The sequence below is a fragment of the Paenibacillus sp. FSL R5-0912 genome, assembly GCF_000758605.1.
Taxonomy (GTDB): Bacteria; Bacillota; Bacilli; order Paenibacillales; family Paenibacillaceae; genus Paenibacillus_AQ.
Genome location: NZ_CP009282.1, coordinates 6301388 through 6319003, shown reverse-complemented (window position 1 = coordinate 6319003; position 17616 = coordinate 6301388). Strand labels below are relative to the sequence as shown.

Below are 17616 nucleotides of genomic sequence, written 5' to 3'. Positions count from 1 at the left end.
GGGGTGTGATAAGGCGGGTGAACAATTTTGGCCCTCCCGGGTTGAAATCAGGTTGTCCGGCCGGTACAAACAACCCGTTTTTCCTAAAATAAATATTTGCCTACGGGATGAATGTCCATGCCCTATCTGGGTAAACGGAGTAGGATACATAAAGTCTATTGGAGGTGCTAATTATGGGTCGTCCGGAACTTAAGAGAAAAAAACGTATTTGCAAAGACGATGTATTGGAGTGCCCGCTGCCAAAAATTAAACGTCCGAAAAGAAAACTGCATAACAACAAATGCAGCTGCAAGAAGATTATTGTCAAAAAGCAGATCGTACGCGTTAATATTCCATTAGGGGCACTGGGAGCAGCCGGGGCAGCAGGTGCCCTGGGTGCTGCCGGAGCTGTAGAAGCGCTGGGCGCGGCTGGCGCTGCAGGTGCGGCAGGTGCGCTTGGCGCAGCAGGTGCAGGCGGAGCGCTCGGTGCACCGGGCGCCGCCGGAACACTCGGCGCAGTCGGCGCGGCCGGAGCGCTGGGCGCTGTAGGCGCAGCGGGTGCCTTGGGTGCCCGTGGAGCAACCGGCACATTGGGCGCCGTAGGAGCCGCCGGGCTGCTGGGAGCGGCCGGAGCCGCTGGAGCGCTAGGCGCAGTTGGAGCCACAGGCGCACTCGGCGCTGCGGGAGTCGCTGGCGCCTTGGGTGCCGCCGGAGCGGTCGGTGCAGCGGGAGCGCTGGGCGGGATCGGTCCGGCGGGAATTGCCGGACTGGTCGGCCCAGCAGGGCCGGCAGGACCTGCGGGACCTGTAGGACCGGCAGGCGCAGCCGGAGCAGTGGGACCAGCGGGACCAGCAGGCGCAGCCGGAGCAGTGGGACCTGTAGGACCGGCAGGAGCAGCCGGAGCAGTAGGACCAGCGGGAGCAGCAGGCGCAGCTGGAGCCACAGGTGCCACAGGGGCAGCTGGTCCAACCGGAGCGACGGGCGCCGTCGGTCCGGCTGGTGCAACAGGTGCAACCGGAGCCACGGGGGCGGCTGGCGGAATCGCAGAGTTCGGTTATGTATATAACCTCGGCGCGCAGGTTGTGCCGATTGAGGCGGATGTGTCGTTTGATACGAATGGTTTTCTTACGCCGGGGATTACGCATGCTCCGGGGACAACAACCATTTCGGTAACCAATGCGGGTATATACGAGGTTAATTTCTCGGTATCCGGCGTGGAGCCAAGCCAGTTTGCTTTATTCGTGAACGGCGCAGAGGTTCCAGGGATGGTATACGGTTCGGGTGCAGGCACTCAGCAAAATACCGGGCAGGCCATTTTTGCCCTATCCTCAGGAGATGTGCTGACGCTGAGAAATCACAGCTCGGCTGCTGCAGTCACACTGCAGACACTGGCCGGCGGAACACAAGCGAATGTCAATGCGTCGATTGTAATTAAGCAGCTGGCCTAGCAGTAACAGGAAGCAGAGTGAATTGAAGGGTTACAGAACAGGTTTGGAGGGAGGCGGGGTACCGGTTCTAGGGTATCCTGTCTTTTTGTTGTGCAGGGAATTACAAAATATAGGGTATCGCCGCAAGCTATAACCCTAAGGCTCCGTTAGTTAGAGAGGTTCCGTAAAGGCATGATGCAGGAATAGTGCAATAGAGCAATTTTCAGCTGCAATTGAACGGGCGTCAACCGCAGGTATATTCCATGGACGAAGTGGAGCTGTCGCTATATTTCTTCGCTTCAGCAGAAGAGCGGGCTGAAGACAGCCATACGGGGAATGAATGCGGCGGAGTAGGCACATGCTTTTTGATTAAATTGTTATTCTCTTCCTTCGGTCTGGTTAAGATATATTAATATGTCTTACAGAGGCAGGAACCAATAGAAGCGGAGGGAAGCTAAATTGAACCCCAAATGGTGGAAAGAGAGCGTGGCCTACCAGATTTATCCGATCAGCTTCATGGACGCTAGTGGTGACGGGAAGGGCGATCTGCGCGGAGTGTTATCGAAGCTCGATTATTTGCAGGACCTCGGCGTAGATGTGATCTGGATCTGCCCGATTTATAAATCACCGAACCATGACAACGGCTATGATATCAGCGACTATTGCGACATTATGAAGGAATTCGGCACGATGGATGATTTTGACCTGCTGCTGCGCGAGATGCATACCCGCGGGATGAAGCTGATGATGGACCTGGTGCTGAATCATACTTCGCATGAGCATCCGTGGTTCGTCGAATCCAGAAGCTCGAAGGATAATCCCAAACGAGACTATTATATATGGAGAAAAGGGAAAAACGGCGGTCCGCCGAATAACTGGGAATCCTATTTCAGCGGTTCGGTGTGGGAGCTCGATCCCCGTACGGATGAATATTATCTGCATTTGTACTCCCGTTTTCAGCCCGATCTCAACTGGGAGAATCCCGCAGTGATCGACAAGCTGCATGAGATGGTGGAGTGGTGGCTGAAGAAGGGGGTTGACGGCTTCAGGTTTGATGCGATTGCCCATATTGTGAAGGCCGAGGGTTATCCGGATGCCCTGAATCCCGGCGGCACGCCGACCGTGCGCGCGTATGATATGTTCTCGAACCTGGAGCATGTGCATACGCTGCTGCAGAATCTGCATGATCAGGTGCTCTATTACTACGACATTATGACGGTGGGAGAAACCTCGGGCCTCGGGCCGGAGCAGGCGCTGGATTATGTCGGCGACGGCCGCCGTGAACTGAACATGACCTTCCAGTTTGAGCATATGAATCTGGATGCCGCCTCACCGGGCAGCGGGAAATGGGATGTCGTGCCGTGGAAGCTGAGCGAGCTGAAGAAGATCATCAGCAACTGGCAGACCGTTCTGCATAACCGGGGCTGGAACGCCAACTATCTGTGCAACCATGATCAGCCACGCTCGGTGTCGCGGTTCGGCAATGATCTGTTCTACCGCATCCCGTCAGCCAAAATGCTGGCAACCTTCATCCACATGCTGGAAGGCACCCCCTACATTTATCAGGGTGAAGAAATTGGGATGACTAATGTTGCCTTCGAGTCGATTGATGATTACCGGGATGTAGAGACGTTGAACTTCTACGAGGAAAAGCGGACCGCCGGCGTTCCCGAAGCCGACATTATGGCCGCTATTCATACGAAAAGCCGTGACAATGCCCGCACACCGATGCAATGGGATGATAGTGAGGATGGCGGATTTACGACGGGCGTTCCCTGGATCAGGGTGAACTCGAACTCCCGGGAGATTAATGTGGCTAATGCAGTCAAAGACCCGGACTCCATCTACAATTACTACAAGAAGCTGATTCATCTTAGAAAACAACATCAGGTGATCGTCTATGGCGAATATGGTCTGCTGCTGGAGGAGCATCCGGAGATCTATGCCTATACCCGGACGCTTGCGGACCAGCGTCTGCTGGTCATTCTGAATTTCTATGAACGCGAGCCGGTATTTGAGCTTCCGGAGGAATTTCAGGCGGCGGAGAAGGAGGAGCTGCTGATCTCTAATTATCCTGCAGCCAAAGAGGATGATCTGCGCAATCTGAAGCTGCGTCCGTTTGAAGCGCGTGTATATCTGCAGCGCTTAAGCGGCAAACCGTAGGCTGGACTGGATTCCGCAGTCGGCAGGCTGAAGAACACAAACAGCAGTCCGGGAGCGCTCTCCAGGGACTGCTGTTTTTTTTAACGAAAATAAATAATTATTCAATCTATGTTCCGGCTGAATTGTGATCCTGACGCTTTGTTTCCACAGTAAAAGACGGTACAATAAGCGTTATTAAAGAGAGGCATAAGACTGTACTGGGAAAAAGGCTGTGGAGGGAGTAATAGAGAGATGAGTGAGTGGTACGAAACTAGCTTTGGCGAGGACTATTTAATCGTTTATAGACACAGGGACTTCGGCGGTGCACGCCATGAGGTGGAGACGATGATCGGCTGGCTGGACTTGCCCAGAGGTGCCAGGGTGCTTGATCTCTGCTGCGGTATGGGCCGCCATTCACTGGCTTTGTCGGAGGCCGGTTATGAGGTGACCGGGGTTGATCTATCCGAGGCGCTGCTGCGTGAAGCACGTTCGCAGGTGGGTGCGGAAGCCGTAACCTGGCTGCGGTCTGATATGCGTGAGCTTTCCCTGGAGGGCGGATTCGATGCAGTGGTCAATTTGTTTACTTCCTTCGGATATTTCGAAGAAGACGAGGAGCAGATCAAGGTGCTGAAGGAAATCTGCCGGATGCTGAAGCCGGAGGGCAAATTTATTATTGATTTTCTGAATCCGGCTTATGTCATCCGCCATCTGGTGCCCCACTCTGTCCGTGAGGATGGGGATACTCTGATCGATGAATCACGCCGGATTGAGGAGGGTTACGTGAAGAAGGATATCCTTCTGATCTCGAAGGCCGGGGGGCCGCCCCGGAAATATCATGAACGGGTGAAGCTCTATTCGGTAGACAATTTCCGCGAGATGATTGCTGCTGCCGGGCTGCGGCTTGAAGCTGTGCATGGCAGCTACGATGAAGAAAAATATGATGCTGAGTCCTCAACACGGATGATCTTCACAGGAGCTAGACCTTAGATGGCGGCGGGAAGAAGAGCCGGAGGAGGAGAGAGGATTTTGCACAAGGCGGATATTCAATCTTGGGATGGCGGAGTTCTGCAGGTATCTGTACCGATGAGGCTGCCGCTCCGTCAGGTGAACAGCTACATTCTGCCTGACCGGGATGGCAGGGTTACGGTGATTGACCCGGGCCCTCACACCCCGGATGCAGAGCTTGCCTGGCAGGGTGTGCTGGAGGAATTGAATTTGTCCTGGTCCAAGGTGAGGGATATCGTCGTTACCCACCATCATCCCGACCATTATGGTCTTGCCGGCTGGATGCAGTCGCGCAGCGGGGCGCGGGTCTGGATGTCGGAGCGGGCTCATGCTGAAGCCGGCCTGGCCTGGGGCAGCGGGGCGATTCTGGATGAGGCTTTGCCGCTGTTTTTCCTGCGGCACGGCATGCCGGAGGTCTGGATTCAGGGCGTCCGGGAGCATCTGGAGAGCTTCCGGCCGGAGGTGACCCCGCAGTCGGAGGTCACCTATATCAATGAGGCGGAGCCGTTTGTGATGGGCAGCCGCAAATGGCAGGTACTAATGACCGGCGGGCATGCGCCGGGTCATGTGTCGCTCTACCACGGCGGCAGCGGGCAACTCTTCTGCGGCGATGCAGTGCTGCCGCAGATTTCGCCCAATGTCGGGCTGCAGCCGGGCAGCGATCCGCAGCCGCTGCGGACGTATCTGCAGGGGCTGCGGGAGCTGCGCAGCCTTGAGGTGGAGCTGGCGTTCCCGGGCCACCGGGAACCGTTCAGCGGGTTCACGGCGCGGGCGGACAGCCTGCTCCGGCATCATGAGGAGCGGCTGGATACAACAGCCGCATTGCTTGCCGGCGGACCGCTGAGCGGATTCGCCGTCTGTGAGGGGCTGTTCCGCAGCCGGATCGCGACCGCGCATCAGATGCGGTTCGCGATGAGCGAGGCGCTGGCCCATCTGGCCGAGCTGGTGCGCAGGGAGCGGGCGGCCGAGACGGAGGACGGCCCCGGCGGGAGTATATTGTTCACGGCGGCGGTGTCCGGATAAGCTGCAATAGGATGCTTGTTGCAGACATAAGTCCATCTGTGTAAGTTGCCGACTCTCTTGAAGCGGTTCTTACAACAGTCGCGGGAACCTTACCCTTTCCTGTTACCACTACTTCTACCACTACAATTACTATTACTATTACGACTACTTCCAATACCAAAGAACGACCAGAATACAGCATACTTAAGAGAAACGGGCACCATCCGCCAAGGAGGGTACCCGTTTTTAGGTGTTAGTTAGAAAAGTACCAAGTTACTCTGAGTGGTGGGAACAAGAAGTACCTCTGAATCCACCGGAAGCGGGTGATAGGAGAAAGTGAAAGGTATAAATCCCTCTAAATCCGCCGGAAGTGGGCATTTGGGCCAAATGTATGCGAAAAATCGAATACATTAGGCTACCGCGAAGGTATCTAGGCCCAATGTATGCGAAAAATCGAATACAATGTGGCAGCTCGAAGATAATCGGGCCAAATGTATGCGAAAACAAACATGTCTTTCAAGGCACAACTCCAGCATGAAAATGAGCAGCGTGGCTAAAAAACAGAACATCGTCTTTTCATTTATTTAACATATTTTAACGGAAAACCGAACACAATTGGACTGGGTGCGCCGCGTAGGCCAAATGTAATCGAAAAACCGAACACAATTGGACTGGGTGCGCCGCGTAGGCCAAATGTAATCGAAAAACCGAACACAATTGGACTGGGTGCGCCGCGTAGGCCAAATGTAATCGAAAAACCGAACACAATTGGACTGGGTGCGCCGCGTAGGCCGTGCGTTTATCGCAGTGCCAGACGTATTTTCACAGAAAAGTCGAATACATTAGGCTACCGCGAAGGTATCCAGGCCCAATGTATCCCGTTGTGCTGAACCGCTGTGCGCCAATAGCGCAGTATGGTGGTAGGGCATAGCACGGTGTCACATGCACACTTGTTGATTTATTGACATCTGTTAAATATAATAAGTGCAACTAAGCAACTGGACGACAGATGAAAAGGAGAAGCATATGGACAGACGTATAGGCAAAACGCGGGAAGCTATTTTTGAGGCTTTTATCAGCCTGATGGCCGAGAAGAACTTTGAGCAGATTACGGTAAATGAGATCGCAGCGCGTGCCAATGTAAGCAGAGGTACAATCTATCTCCATTACGTAGACAAGTACGATCTGCTGGATCAGTGTATCGAGACACAAATGGAGCAGCTGTGCGAGAGCTGCCTGGCCGGCGGGGAGAACGCCCATATCGCCTCCGGAGGCGCGCTGCTGCGCACAGCCGAATATCTGGAACGGCACGCAAGGGTCTTCACTACACTGCTTAACAATAAAGGCGTTCCGGCCTTCAGGACCCGTCTGCATGCGATTCTGCTGCAGGGTCTGAGTGAGCAGATCGACATGAGCGGACTGAACCGAGGGATGAACAAAGAGATGCTGATCCAATTCCTGGCATCGGCTGTAGTAGGTGTTATGGAGTGGTGGATCACTCATTCGATGCCATACCCGGCCAAAGAAATGATCGAAGACATTCTGGCTCTGATGGAGCGCAATCAAATGGCACCACGGCCGCTGGATACTGTGCAATAGATCTGTAGAAGCTGGTAGGTTGCAATATTATTCCGAAAAAAATACATCCCGCTGTTTATATGCAGCAATTGATATAGTAGCTCCGAGTGGAATTCAGTGATAGTTGCAATTAAGCATACCGACTAATTCGGATATCGGGTCACTGTAAATCCTCAGTAAGCAAAGCCGGATCGATTTTTTTCATTTTGGACGGGTTGTTGACCTTATATTTAACCGGATGCTGCGAGAGCTTCTTGGCAACGATTTTGGCTTCGAAGGATACTTTATCTCCGGTATTAAGCTCCAGCTTCTTCAGCGTTGCGCTATGGCTGGACCAGACCTCCTCAATCGCCAGGTCATGGCCTTCTACCGAAACGGCTTCGTATATAATAACTTCATCATCGTTGTCCGAGAAATGATTGGGGACGGTTGTGAACTCTTTGACCCTAGCGGTAATCACGAGCTTGTCTTCAGGCAGCTGGACAGCGGCTTTCTTTTTGGAGGCGGCTGCTTTTTTCTGCGGAGCTACCGGTGTCTCTTGCTTTGCTGAATCTGTGCTGTCCGGCGCAGACGGAATCTCCCCGATTGCTGCTTCTGCTTCCGGTCCTGCCGGGCTTGCCTGCTCTTCCGGGATGTTCTCCGCTGGCGGAGTCTCTTCCGGCATCTCTGCGGAGTCTTCCGCCTTAGCAGCTTCAGCTGGCGCTATCGTGCGTTGTCCAAAGGCGGCGGTCTGCATTTCTTTCAGATAAGCGGGATGTATGCAGTGCTGCTGTTTATTCTCAAACTGTATCACCACGGTCTGACTGTCCACGTACCCTACAATTTCTACGGGCAATGTCAGGCCGTTTCTTTTATACTGATAAGTTTTGACCCGGGTGGCTGTAGCGGGCAGGAGATTCCATTCCTTACACCGGTCAATCAGTTCATCTTCACTGTCAAAGTCAAGAACAGACACAGGCTCAACTACAAACGAATAGGTCATTCATACTTCGCACCTTTCAAAATAAAATCAATATAATATCGTCTTACTCCGGCTCCTCACTCTCCTGAACCTTTCTCCGCGCGGCTTCTTCAACATCTTCCGGCGCATGGGGCAGCCCAAGCTCCTGTTCACGTTCTGCCTGCTTCCGGTGGGCAATGCGGCTGCTGGCAGCTGCGGCCACGGCACCTACGATGTCATCCAGATACGTGTGGATTTGGCCGGTCGTCTTGTCATTCAGCCGCTCCAGCACTCCGGGCTTAAGCTTGTCCACATAGCCGTAGTTGGTGAAGCCGATGCTGCCATATACATTCACGATGGAGAACGCCAGAATCTCATCTACCCCGTACAGCCCTTCATCATTCTCAATCATATCCTGCAGGGGAGCGAACAGCTTGCCTTCCTCAGCCAGTACATCAAGCTGGATACCGGTCAGGACCGCATTCTGCACCTCCCTTTTGCTCAGTACCATCTCCACATTATGAACGCATTCCTCCATGGTCAGGTTCGGATAATACTTCTTTTGCAGCAGCATGACAAGCTCGGCAATCTCAAGTATGGTTACCCCGCGTTTCTGCAGCCAGTACCGGGTGGCTTCGGCGACAGCTTTGCTGTTGAGGCTGTAAGGGATTTTGGCATCAGTCATGAGAAATCCTCCATTCGTAAGTCAATTAGGATAGCTGTTTGTACTAAATTGTACGCAAGCGGCAGGCTGATGTCCAGAACCGAGCGGATTCGTGAGCTGTGTCTGGCCGTATCGGTCCGGACTTTGGCTGCATCTGTCCACCCGGACAGAACTTCTGCAATTTAGGATAAGCTGTTGTTATTTTTTGGACTAAGGGCTCGTATACATAGCAGTACAAACTGATCTTAGCGTTGAAAGGGGTAATGAAGATTGAATAAGCCTATGAAACACATCCGCGGGGTTTCCGCGGCTTGCCTGCTGGCCGTTCCGATTATGCTCTCGGGCTGCAGTCTGTTCGGTTCGGAATCGGCAGCGGTAGACCCGCCTCCGGGTGAAGTTGAAGCACAAATGCTGCAGGTCAGCGGAGAGGGCACACTCGACACCGGGGTGCTGGGACCGGTCTCGCTGGATGAGAGTGATCTCGCAGCAGGGGTTAAAGATGCGGCAGCCTCCGCTGCGGCTGGAGAACGGACAACCGTATTCCTGGAGGATCAGCACGGCCTGCTGGCACCGGTGTCTCTGGCCCTTCCGCAGGGGGGGGGCACAGCAATGCTGGAGGATTCTCTTACTGCGCTAGTCAGCAAGGGGGCATACAAATCTGTACTGCCTGAAGGCTTCCAGGGTGTACTGCCCGCAGGGACGGAAGTGAACAATGTATCTATCGGCCAGGATAAGGTGGCCATCGTTGAATTCAACTCGGCATTCAATGACTATGATCCGGCGGATGAACGCAAAATTCTGGAGGCAGTCACTTGGACCCTGACGGGTCAGGAAGACATCCAGGGCGTACAGCTCTGGGTCGATGGCAAAAAGCTTACCGAAATGCCGCTGCAGGGTACTCCGTTGGATCGGCCGCTGTCCCGCGCCATGGGCATTAACCTGCCGAAGCAGAGTGCGCTCATGATGAACTCCAGCGCAGTGACCGTCTACTTCTCTGCTGCTTCGCCGGATGGCATTCACCAGTATTATGTTCCGGTTACGCGCTTTGTACCCGCAGGGGGAGATTCGGTGAAGGCAGCTCTGAACGAGCTGATTGCCGGTCCACAGTCCGAGAATGGCCTGGAAATGGTCATGACGCAGGGCACGGTGGTTGATTCCGTGGAAGCAGGCCAGAATGGGGTAGTTACCGTTTCCCTGAAGGATGAGATGTTCGAAGGCAGCACAAGCGTACCTGAGGAAATGCTCGAATCGGTCGTGCTGACGGTTGCACAGAATACGGACGATGCCCTGGTGCAGATCCGCCTGAACGGTAAAGAAACAGTTACGGGAACCAATAATGTCGATTACGGCCAGCCGGTCTCGGCACCGGAATATGTGAACGAGCTGCCGCTGTAGAAGGATATGCATGCTTAAAAGATGCTTTTGTGCCTACTCTTTGATAGAATAAAGGTTCATTGATCCGGATATCTTGACAGGAATAGCGGTGCCGTTCTCTGAAGCAGAGGACGGCACCCGTTTCTGCGTAAAAGATAAGGGATGGATTCGTGTACACACAAACTTAGGGCTATACGATGTAGGAGGCAGAAAAGATGAGATCAAACGGGCGCCAAGAAGACCAGCTCCGGCCGCTGACGATAACCACTGGGACCAATAAATATGCAGAGGGCTCTGTCATTATTGAGATGGGAGATACCAAAGTCATCTGCACGGCAACCGTGGATGAGAAAGTTCCGCCGTTTCTGAAAGGACAAGGCAAAGGCTGGGTCACTGCCGAATATTCCATGCTTCCCCGGGCCACCCAGACCCGTAACCAGCGCGAAGCAGCACGCGGCAAGCTTACCGGGCGGACGATGGAAATTCAGCGTCTGATCGGACGGGCACTGCGTTCCGTAGTGAATCTGCAGGCGCTGGGCGAACGCAGTATTACGCTGGATTGCGATGTGATTCAGGCAGACGGGGGGACACGGACAGCTTCGATTACGGGCGCTTTTGTAGCGATGGCCTTTGCCATTAATAAGCTTGCGCTGCAGCACAAGCTGGCGGTATTTCCGATTACGGATTACTTGGCGGCGATCAGCGTCGGTGTCGTCGGCGACAGAACGCTGCTCGATCTGAACTATGAAGAGGATTCCAAGGCGAAGGTTGATATGAATGTGGTTATGACCGGCGGCGGTGCGTTTGTTGAAGTGCAGGGTACCGGCGAAGAGCGGCCGTTTACACGCCAGGAGCTTGACCAGCTGCTGGGTCTGGGCGAGAAGGGGATCTACGAGCTGATCGCCGTTCAACAAGAAGTGCTGGGCCCGATTGCGCTCAAAATTCCTTCCGGCCAGTCTGGCCAAGAGGTGTAATATGAAGTCCGGCAGCGGGATTCTGATTGTCGCGACGAAGAATAAAGGCAAGGTGCGGGAGTTCCAGCACGCTTTTGCTCCCCTTGGACTCACCGTCAAAAGCATATTCGATTACCCGGATCTGCCGGATGTGGTGGAGGACGGGGTGACTTTTGCCGAGAATGCCTTCAAAAAATCCCGGGCGGTAGGGGATGCACTCGGATTTCCGGTGCTCGCGGATGATTCCGGTCTATGCGTGGAAGCGCTGGACGGCAGTCCGGGAGTATACTCGGCCCGCTACGCCGGGGAGCCTGCAGATGATGAAGCGAACAACCTGAAGCTGCTGAGCGAGCTGGAGAGGCTGAAGCAGGGTGAGGATACCGGCCAGCCGCTGCTCAGTCCGGCCCGTTTCGTCTGTGCGCTGTCACTGTATGATCCGGCGGACGGGCGCGAGCTGACGGCGGAAGGAACAGTGGAAGGCTGGATTACCTCGGAGCCTGCGGGCGGCGGCGGTTTCGGCTATGATCCGCTCTTCTATCTTCCGCAGTTTGAGAAGACGATGGCGGAGCTGACCCTGGAAGACAAGCAGGCGGTCAGCCACCGGGGCGCGGCACTGCGCCTGCTGACGGAGAAGCTTGCTGCCGCGCAGCGAGACGTGAACTAGAAGCCGCAACTTATCCGGAAGCCTCCATGCATGCGTAACATGCACGGGGCTTCCGGATTTTTTTATGGAAATTAGATGATAATCCCCCTCAGTATGGAAATTTCCCCCTGGCGCAGCGGCGTGCTTTGTATGAGAATAAGAGTTGACTTCACCCCTTTCGAACATTCTGCATTCTTCCGCTACCCCATTCCTTTCACAAGTTTTGCAAACAGAGGCAGCCTAGCTGAATGACGCAAAACTTACTACACAAGCATAAGCCATAGTTACAGGTACGCACCCTTCAAGAGAGCACGAGATCCGCAGGTATGCAGCTTAGCTGCGTTTTTTTTGGGCTGGAGTATAGCTTTCAGCCTGCTAGTTATGTATTTAATAGATTAACAGGGTGTGGGTCAATAGGGTCCGGGAGGTGAGTGCTGAAGCTTTGTGTTGGGTAACGCATTGAACCGGGGAGGTAATAACGAAATGGTCTTTATCAAAAGTAAATCTCGTAAACCCTTTGTACTTGGCTTGGCGGCAGTTCTTTTCCTTGCTCTTTTTTCGGCTTTCGGTACAAATACCAGAACGGCTAATGCAGCTTCGGATTACAAGCTTGTCGGGTACTATGCTTCCTGGGCCGCTTACGGGCGGGCGTATAATGTAACGGATATTGATCCTAATAAAATGAATGTAATCAACTATGCGTTTGCGGATATTTGCTGGAACGGGATACATGGCAATCCAGACCCAACCGGTCCGAATCCGGTAACCTGGTCCTGTCAGAACGAGCAAGGCCAGACAATTAGCGTCCCGAACGGCACCATTGTGCTGGGTGATCCCTGGATCGATGCCCAGAAAAGCTTCGGCGATGATAAATGGGATGACCCGATCAAGGGTAACCTGAAGCAGCTCTGGAAGCTGAAGGAGAAGAATCCGAACCTGAAGACAGTCATCTCCGTCGGCGGCTGGACATGGTCGAACCGCTTCTCGGATGTAGCTGCGACTGCAGCGACCCGTGAGGTATTCGCCAATTCCGCCGTAGATTTCATCCGCAAATACAAGATGGACGGCGTCGATCTGGACTGGGAATACCCGGTCAGCGGAGGATTGGCGGGCAACAGCTACCGTGCAGAGGATAAACAGAACTATGTTCTGCTGCTGCAGAAGATCCGCGAGAAGCTGAATGCTGCAGGAACTGCCGATGGCAAAACGTATCTTCTCACCATCGCTTCCGGCGCAGGACCAGCTTATATCCAGAACAATAACCTTAGCGGAATCGCAGCAGTGGTGGACTGGATTAATATCATGACCTATGACTTCAACGGAAGCTGGAACACGACTACCGGCCATAACGCGCCGCTCTACTATGATCCGGCTGCAGCCTCCTCGGGGCTGACCGAACCGGCGAATTACAATATCGACAAAGCGGTTACCAGCTATCTGAGTGCCGGCGTGCCGGCAAACAAACTGGTGCTTGGCATGCCGTTCTACGGCAGAGGCTGGGGCGGTGCTCCGGCTGCGGGGAATGGCCAGTACCAGGTCTCGGCGGGAATCTCCTCCACAGGCACCTGGGAGAAGGGAAATTATGATTTCAGTGATCTGGAAGCCAACTATATCAATAAGAACGGCTATACCCGCTACTGGAACAATACTTCCAAGGTTCCTTATCTTTATAATCCTTCAAACCAGACATTTATAAGCTATGATGATGTAGAATCCATCGGCTACAAAACAACTTATCTGAAATCCAAAGGCCTTGCCGGAGCCATGTTCTGGGAGACCAGCGGCGATCGTAACCGGACACTGCAGACGAAGCTAAGCGCTGATCTTGGCGGCGGAGTGGTGACTCCTTCACCAACGCCATCGGCAACGCCAAGCCCTACGCCAACAGCTACAGTGAAACCATCGGCAACACCGAGTGCAACCCCATCGCCTACACCTACGGCAACGGTCAAGCCGAGTGCCACACCGACTGCAACAGTTGCACCTACTGCAACGCCAGGCCAATGTACGGCAGCGGCTTGGAATTCAACCGCTGTCTACACTCAAGGACAGCAGGCCTCCTACGGCGGACTGCTCTATCAAGCCCAGTGGTGGACGCAGGGCGACCGGCCGGATCTCAGCGGTGCCTTCGGAGTCTGGAGGGTTATCGGCACTTGCGGCAACACTACGCCGCAGCCTTCTGCTACAGCCACTCCTACTGTAAGTCCTTCGGCTACGCCGACAGCGGTACCAACCGCCACACCTGTGGTGACGGCAACCCCGGGTGCCTCAGCCTGGGCTGCCGGAATTGCTTATAAAGCGGGTGATGTTGTAACCTACAGCGGGAAATCGTACACCTGTCTGCAGGCACATACCTCGCTGGTAAGCTGGGAGCCCTCTACTACACCGGCTCTTTGGAAGCTGAACTGAACCTGAACAGGTATTGGCAGCAATAGCAAACTCACGTGAAGGGGCGGTGCCGGCTTAAGGCTGGCACTGCCCCTTCATGCAAGATCCGGCAACGCTGCTTCGTTTGAATAATTAAATGTTTACATATACTTAGGCGGAAATTATGCGTTGTAATACATAGATGTACTGCCAGCGTTCATAAGCTTCCATAAGCTGAAATATAATGAAGAGGCAGGCTGCTGTCCCTGTTTCATTTTATTTATGAAACGTGATGCCGTTTATTTCGTTATAGTAGTATATAGCGGAAGGTGGTGGATTCACCGATGGTTGTTTGGGTATTATGGTTGATTGCCGCTGGCGTCTTGTTTGTTGTAGAAATGTTTACGTTCACATTCTACTTATTATGGCTTAGTCTTGGAGCTTTGGTTGCCGGCGGGGTCGCGCTTCTGCTCCCGGATGCATTGCTCTTGCAAGTGGTGGCCGGTTCACTGGTGGCCTTGATATTGACAATTTTCACCAAACCCTTGGCAGAAAGATTACGCAATTCCAGGGGCTTCAAGGATACCGGTACCGATATTGTCGGCAGAAAGGGTCTGGTTGTCGAACCGATTGAGCCGGGCCGTTACGGGCAGGTCAAGGTTGGCGGCGATACATGGAGTGCAACATCTACAGTAGCGCTGGGCAAGGATCAACAGGTGATAGTCGTTAGAAGAGGCACCACAATTATCGAAGTAGAACGATGGGGGGATATGTACTGATGGAGTTAGCTATTATCGGAATTATTGTTGTTGTTGTCGTAGTATTTATCGCACTGACTATCAAGATTGTTCCGCAGCAACGAGTGGGGGTCGTGGAGCGTCTCGGTAAATTTAACCGCCTGCTTACACCGGGTCTGAATATTCTGATTCCGGTAATTGATCAGGTGCGGGTCTATCATGACCTGCGGATTCAACAGGCGAATGTACCGCCGCAGACGGTAATCACGAAGGATAACGTGCAGGTACAGATCGACACGATTATTTTCTATCAAGTGGTAGGACCGGAAGAAGCAACTTACGGAATTTCCGATTATGTCTATGGTGTACGTAATATCTCTACAGCAACCATGCGGCAGATTATCGGTAAGCTGGAGCTGGATGAAACCTTGTCCGGCCGTGAAAAAATCTCCTCGGATATCCGTCTCGCGCTGGATGAAGCTACTGAGAAATGGGGCGTCCGGATTGAGCGTGTAGAAGTTATCGACATCAAGCCGCCGCTGGATATCCAGGAAGCGATGGACAAACAAATGAAGGCTGAGCGCAGCAAGCGTGCGATTGTACTGGAGGCGGAAGCCGCCAAACAGGATATGATCCTCCGCGCTGAAGGGGATAAGCAGAGTAAGATCCTGAAGGCTGAGGGGGATAAGGAAGCGCGTATCCGTCAGGCGGAAGGTCTCGGTCAGGCGCAGGAGCTGGAAGCCCTCGGCCAGGCCAAGGCGATCGAGGCAGTCGCGCAAGCCGAGAAGATGCGGATTGCCCTGATCGCCAGTGCAGGACTGGATGAAAGAGTCCTGGCTTATCAGTCCTTCGAAGCATTGACTGAAATCTCCAAGGGACCTGCAAACAAAGTGTTCCTGCCGACCAGTGCAGTTGAAACGCTTGGCAGTCTCGGAGCTATTGCAGAAGTATTCAAGGCAAGCAAGGACGGCAAATAAGCGCAGGGCTATTTTACAATTGCAGCACATTCCGTTAAAGTTAAAAGCAAAACTAAGCCTATGCTTACGAAGCATGCTACGCAAAACTAAGCCTATGCTTACGAAGACAGTTTTGCTACGCAAAACTTTAAGGAGAAGATACTGTGACGCAAAAAGAGATTTCACCGCTCGTAGAAACGCTGGGGCTGCAGCCGCATGTTGAAGGCGGATGGTACAAGAGACTTTGGAATTCATCCTTCGAGATTCCTAAGGAGACTCTGGGCGGAAGCTATTCGGGGCCGCGTGCTTCAGCTTCCTCGATTTATTTCCTGCTTCATGCTGACGAGACTTCGGATTGGCACACTGTGCTGTCCTCCGAAATCTGGCTGTATCATTCCGGCAGTCCGATTGTGCTTAGCCTGGGGGGCAGCGGTGAACAGCCGGAGAACGTGACGGAAGTGATTCTGGGGCTGGACATCGCCGCAGGCCAGCAGCCGCAGGTAGTCATCCCTGCAGGAGTATGGCAGGCAGCCCGTCCGCTCGGTGAAGAGCCGGTGCTGGTCTCCTGCATCGTGTCACCGGAGTTCCACTTTGATGATTTCAAGCTGATTGACAAGAAATAAGGGCAGGAATGAAATGGAGTACAGCCGTAGGATAGGCTGTACTCCATTTTTGTATCCGAAGCAGCCAACGATGATCAGACATTCTTCTGTCACTTTTGGCGGCTTCTCACCGATCTTCTATACTGATTCTGATTTTGGATGATTATGAAGGCGCTTTTAAGGTTAAGGATGCTTGATGAACTCAAATTAGGCTTGGAGGGTAAACATATGAGTCAATTGAACGCACCATTTACAGGCGGGCCTACCTTGAACGACGGAGTGACCATGCCCTGGCTGGGTCTTGGCGTATGGCAGACCCAGGATGGCGATGAAGTTATCCAGGCAGTGAAAGCTGCCGTGGAGACCGGTTACCGCAGCATTGATACGGCAGCCGGGTACAACAATGAAGAAGGCGTTGGACAAGCTATCCGTGAATGCGGGGTACCCCGTGAAGAGCTGTTTATTACCACTAAAGTGCGCAATCCTGATCAGGGCTATGAATCTACGCTGAAGGCTTTTGAAGTCAGCCGGAAGAAGCTGGGTCTGGAGCAGATCGATTTGTATCTGATTCACTGGCCGGTGGCCGGCAAATATAAAGAGACCTGGAAAGCGCTGATTCATCTGCAAAAGGAAGGCCTGGTCAAATCGATCGGCGTCAGTAACTTCCAGACCCATCATCTGCAGGATATCATCGATGATACCGGAGTTGTGCCTGTCGTAGACCAGATCGAGTTCCACCCGCTGCTGACCCAGCGTGAATTGCTTAAATATTCACGGGAGCATGACATTCAGCTGGAAGCCTGGAGCCCGCTGATGCAGGGGAACCTGGATGTGCCGCTGCTGAAGGAGCTGGCGGAGCGGTACGGCAAAACCGTGGCGCAGATTGTCCTGCGCTGGGATCTGCAGCAGGGTGTCATCACGATTCCGAAATCGGTGCATGCTGAGCGGATCATCGAGAATGCCGGCTTCTTCGATTTCACCCTCAGCGATGACGATGTCAAGGCTATTGAGGACCTGAATCAGAATCACCGTTTTGGCCCGGACCCGGATAATTTCAATTTCTGAGGATGATATAGATTGAACAAGAGCAGTTTCCAATTTAGATGGTAGTCGTAACTGCGGAGAATATTTGGACTTCCGGCCGCTGTTGTTCCCGGATTTCTTGATTGTTACCGCTATAAGCGGTGGAAATCCGGGGACAGCTTATGCTTCCGTTGCGAGCTTTCCTTCGGAAAGCTTTCAGGCGG

Annotated in this window: 17 protein-coding genes; 14 read left to right on the top strand and 3 right to left on the bottom strand. The window is 53.4% G+C overall.

The annotated features are described in order from the left end of the window. Window positions 1-173: 173 nt before the first annotated feature. The 5 genes from R50912_RS26590 to R50912_RS26575 all read left to right on the top strand — a co-directional run bounded on the left by R50912_RS26590 (window position 174) and on the right by R50912_RS26575 (window position 5576). Window positions 174-1427, top strand: coding sequence for a BclA C-terminal domain-containing protein (locus tag R50912_RS26590; protein ID WP_156123354.1), 1254 nt, complete (start codon window positions 174-176; stop codon window positions 1425-1427). 242 nt (window positions 1428-1669) lie between these two features. After that, window positions 1670-1819: a hypothetical protein gene (locus tag R50912_RS35325; RefSeq protein ID WP_197072990.1), complete on the top strand. Its 150-nt coding sequence runs from the start codon at window positions 1670-1672 to the stop codon at window positions 1817-1819. A 46-nt stretch (window positions 1820-1865) separates the two neighbouring features. Next, window positions 1866-3569, top strand: a complete 1704-nt coding sequence (locus tag R50912_RS26585) for a glycoside hydrolase family 13 protein (RefSeq protein WP_042239076.1) — start codon at window positions 1866-1868, stop codon at window positions 3567-3569. 231 nt (window positions 3570-3800) lie between these two features. Continuing rightward, window positions 3801-4535: a class I SAM-dependent methyltransferase gene (locus tag R50912_RS26580; protein ID WP_042239074.1), complete on the top strand. Its 735-nt coding sequence runs from the start codon at window positions 3801-3803 to the stop codon at window positions 4533-4535. A gap of 39 nt (window positions 4536-4574) precedes the next feature. Further along, a complete protein-coding gene (locus R50912_RS26575) occupies window positions 4575-5576 on the top strand; it encodes an MBL fold metallo-hydrolase (RefSeq protein ID WP_231637718.1) in 1002 nt (333 codons plus the stop codon). A gap of 559 nt (window positions 5577-6135) precedes the next feature. On the opposite strand, the gene R50912_RS35320 is transcribed toward R50912_RS26575, so the two are convergent. Further along, on the bottom strand, window positions 6136-6321 hold the full coding sequence (locus tag R50912_RS35320; protein ID WP_156123350.1) for a hypothetical protein: 186 nt from the start codon (window positions 6319-6321) through the stop codon (window positions 6136-6138). A 260-nt stretch (window positions 6322-6581) separates the two neighbouring features. Between R50912_RS35320 and R50912_RS26570 the strand changes: the two genes are divergently transcribed. Then, window positions 6582-7154 (top strand): TetR/AcrR family transcriptional regulator, encoded by a 573-nt coding sequence (locus R50912_RS26570; RefSeq protein WP_042239072.1) that lies wholly within the window; start codon window positions 6582-6584, stop codon window positions 7152-7154. Window positions 7155-7293: 139 nt separating this feature from the next. Here R50912_RS26570 and R50912_RS26565 read toward each other — a convergent pair whose 3' ends face one another. Both R50912_RS26565 and R50912_RS26560 read right to left on the bottom strand, forming a co-directional pair. Continuing rightward, window positions 7294-8115 (bottom strand): hypothetical protein, encoded by an 822-nt coding sequence (locus R50912_RS26565; RefSeq protein ID WP_042239068.1) that lies wholly within the window; start codon window positions 8113-8115, stop codon window positions 7294-7296. A 43-nt stretch (window positions 8116-8158) separates the two neighbouring features. Next, window positions 8159-8758 carry a phosphatidylglycerophosphatase A family protein gene (locus R50912_RS26560; RefSeq protein WP_042239065.1) on the bottom strand — a complete coding sequence of 200 codons (600 nt, stop codon included), beginning with the start codon at window positions 8756-8758 and terminating at the stop codon, window positions 8159-8161. 261 nt (window positions 8759-9019) lie between these two features. Here R50912_RS26560 and R50912_RS26555 point away from each other — a divergent pair, with 261 nt between their 5' ends. The 8 genes from R50912_RS26555 (at window position 9020) to R50912_RS26520 (ending at window position 17434) form a co-directional block, all read left to right on the top strand. Then, on the top strand, window positions 9020-10132 hold the full coding sequence (locus R50912_RS26555) for a GerMN domain-containing protein (RefSeq protein ID WP_042243359.1): 1113 nt from the start codon (window positions 9020-9022) through the stop codon (window positions 10130-10132). Between the two features lie 194 nt (window positions 10133-10326). After that, complete coding sequence (gene rph / locus R50912_RS26550) at window positions 10327-11085, top strand: ribonuclease PH (RefSeq protein ID WP_042239062.1); 759 nt, start codon at window positions 10327-10329, stop codon at window positions 11083-11085. Window position 11086: 1 nt separating this feature from the next. Beyond that, the gene (locus tag R50912_RS26545) at window positions 11087-11728 is read left to right on the top strand and encodes an XTP/dITP diphosphatase (protein ID WP_042239060.1); all 642 of its coding nucleotides are present in this window, start codon (window positions 11087-11089) and stop codon (window positions 11726-11728) included. Window positions 11729-12190: 462 nt separating this feature from the next. Then, a complete protein-coding gene (locus R50912_RS26540) occupies window positions 12191-14116 on the top strand; it encodes a glycosyl hydrolase family 18 protein (RefSeq protein ID WP_042239057.1) in 1926 nt (641 codons plus the stop codon). Window positions 14117-14418: 302 nt separating this feature from the next. Further along, window positions 14419-14853: an NfeD family protein gene (locus tag R50912_RS26535; RefSeq protein WP_042239055.1), complete on the top strand. Its 435-nt coding sequence runs from the start codon at window positions 14419-14421 to the stop codon at window positions 14851-14853. Then, complete coding sequence (locus R50912_RS26530) at window positions 14853-15788, top strand: SPFH domain-containing protein (protein ID WP_152679743.1); 936 nt, start codon at window positions 14853-14855, stop codon at window positions 15786-15788. The genes R50912_RS26535 and R50912_RS26530 overlap by 1 nt, the downstream gene beginning before the upstream one ends. A gap of 143 nt (window positions 15789-15931) precedes the next feature. Next, complete coding sequence (locus R50912_RS26525; RefSeq protein ID WP_042239052.1) at window positions 15932-16390, top strand: cupin domain-containing protein; 459 nt, start codon at window positions 15932-15934, stop codon at window positions 16388-16390. Window positions 16391-16597: 207 nt separating this feature from the next. Continuing rightward, complete coding sequence (locus R50912_RS26520; protein WP_042239048.1) at window positions 16598-17434, top strand: aldo/keto reductase; 837 nt, start codon at window positions 16598-16600, stop codon at window positions 17432-17434. Window positions 17435-17616: the final 182 nt, after the last annotated feature.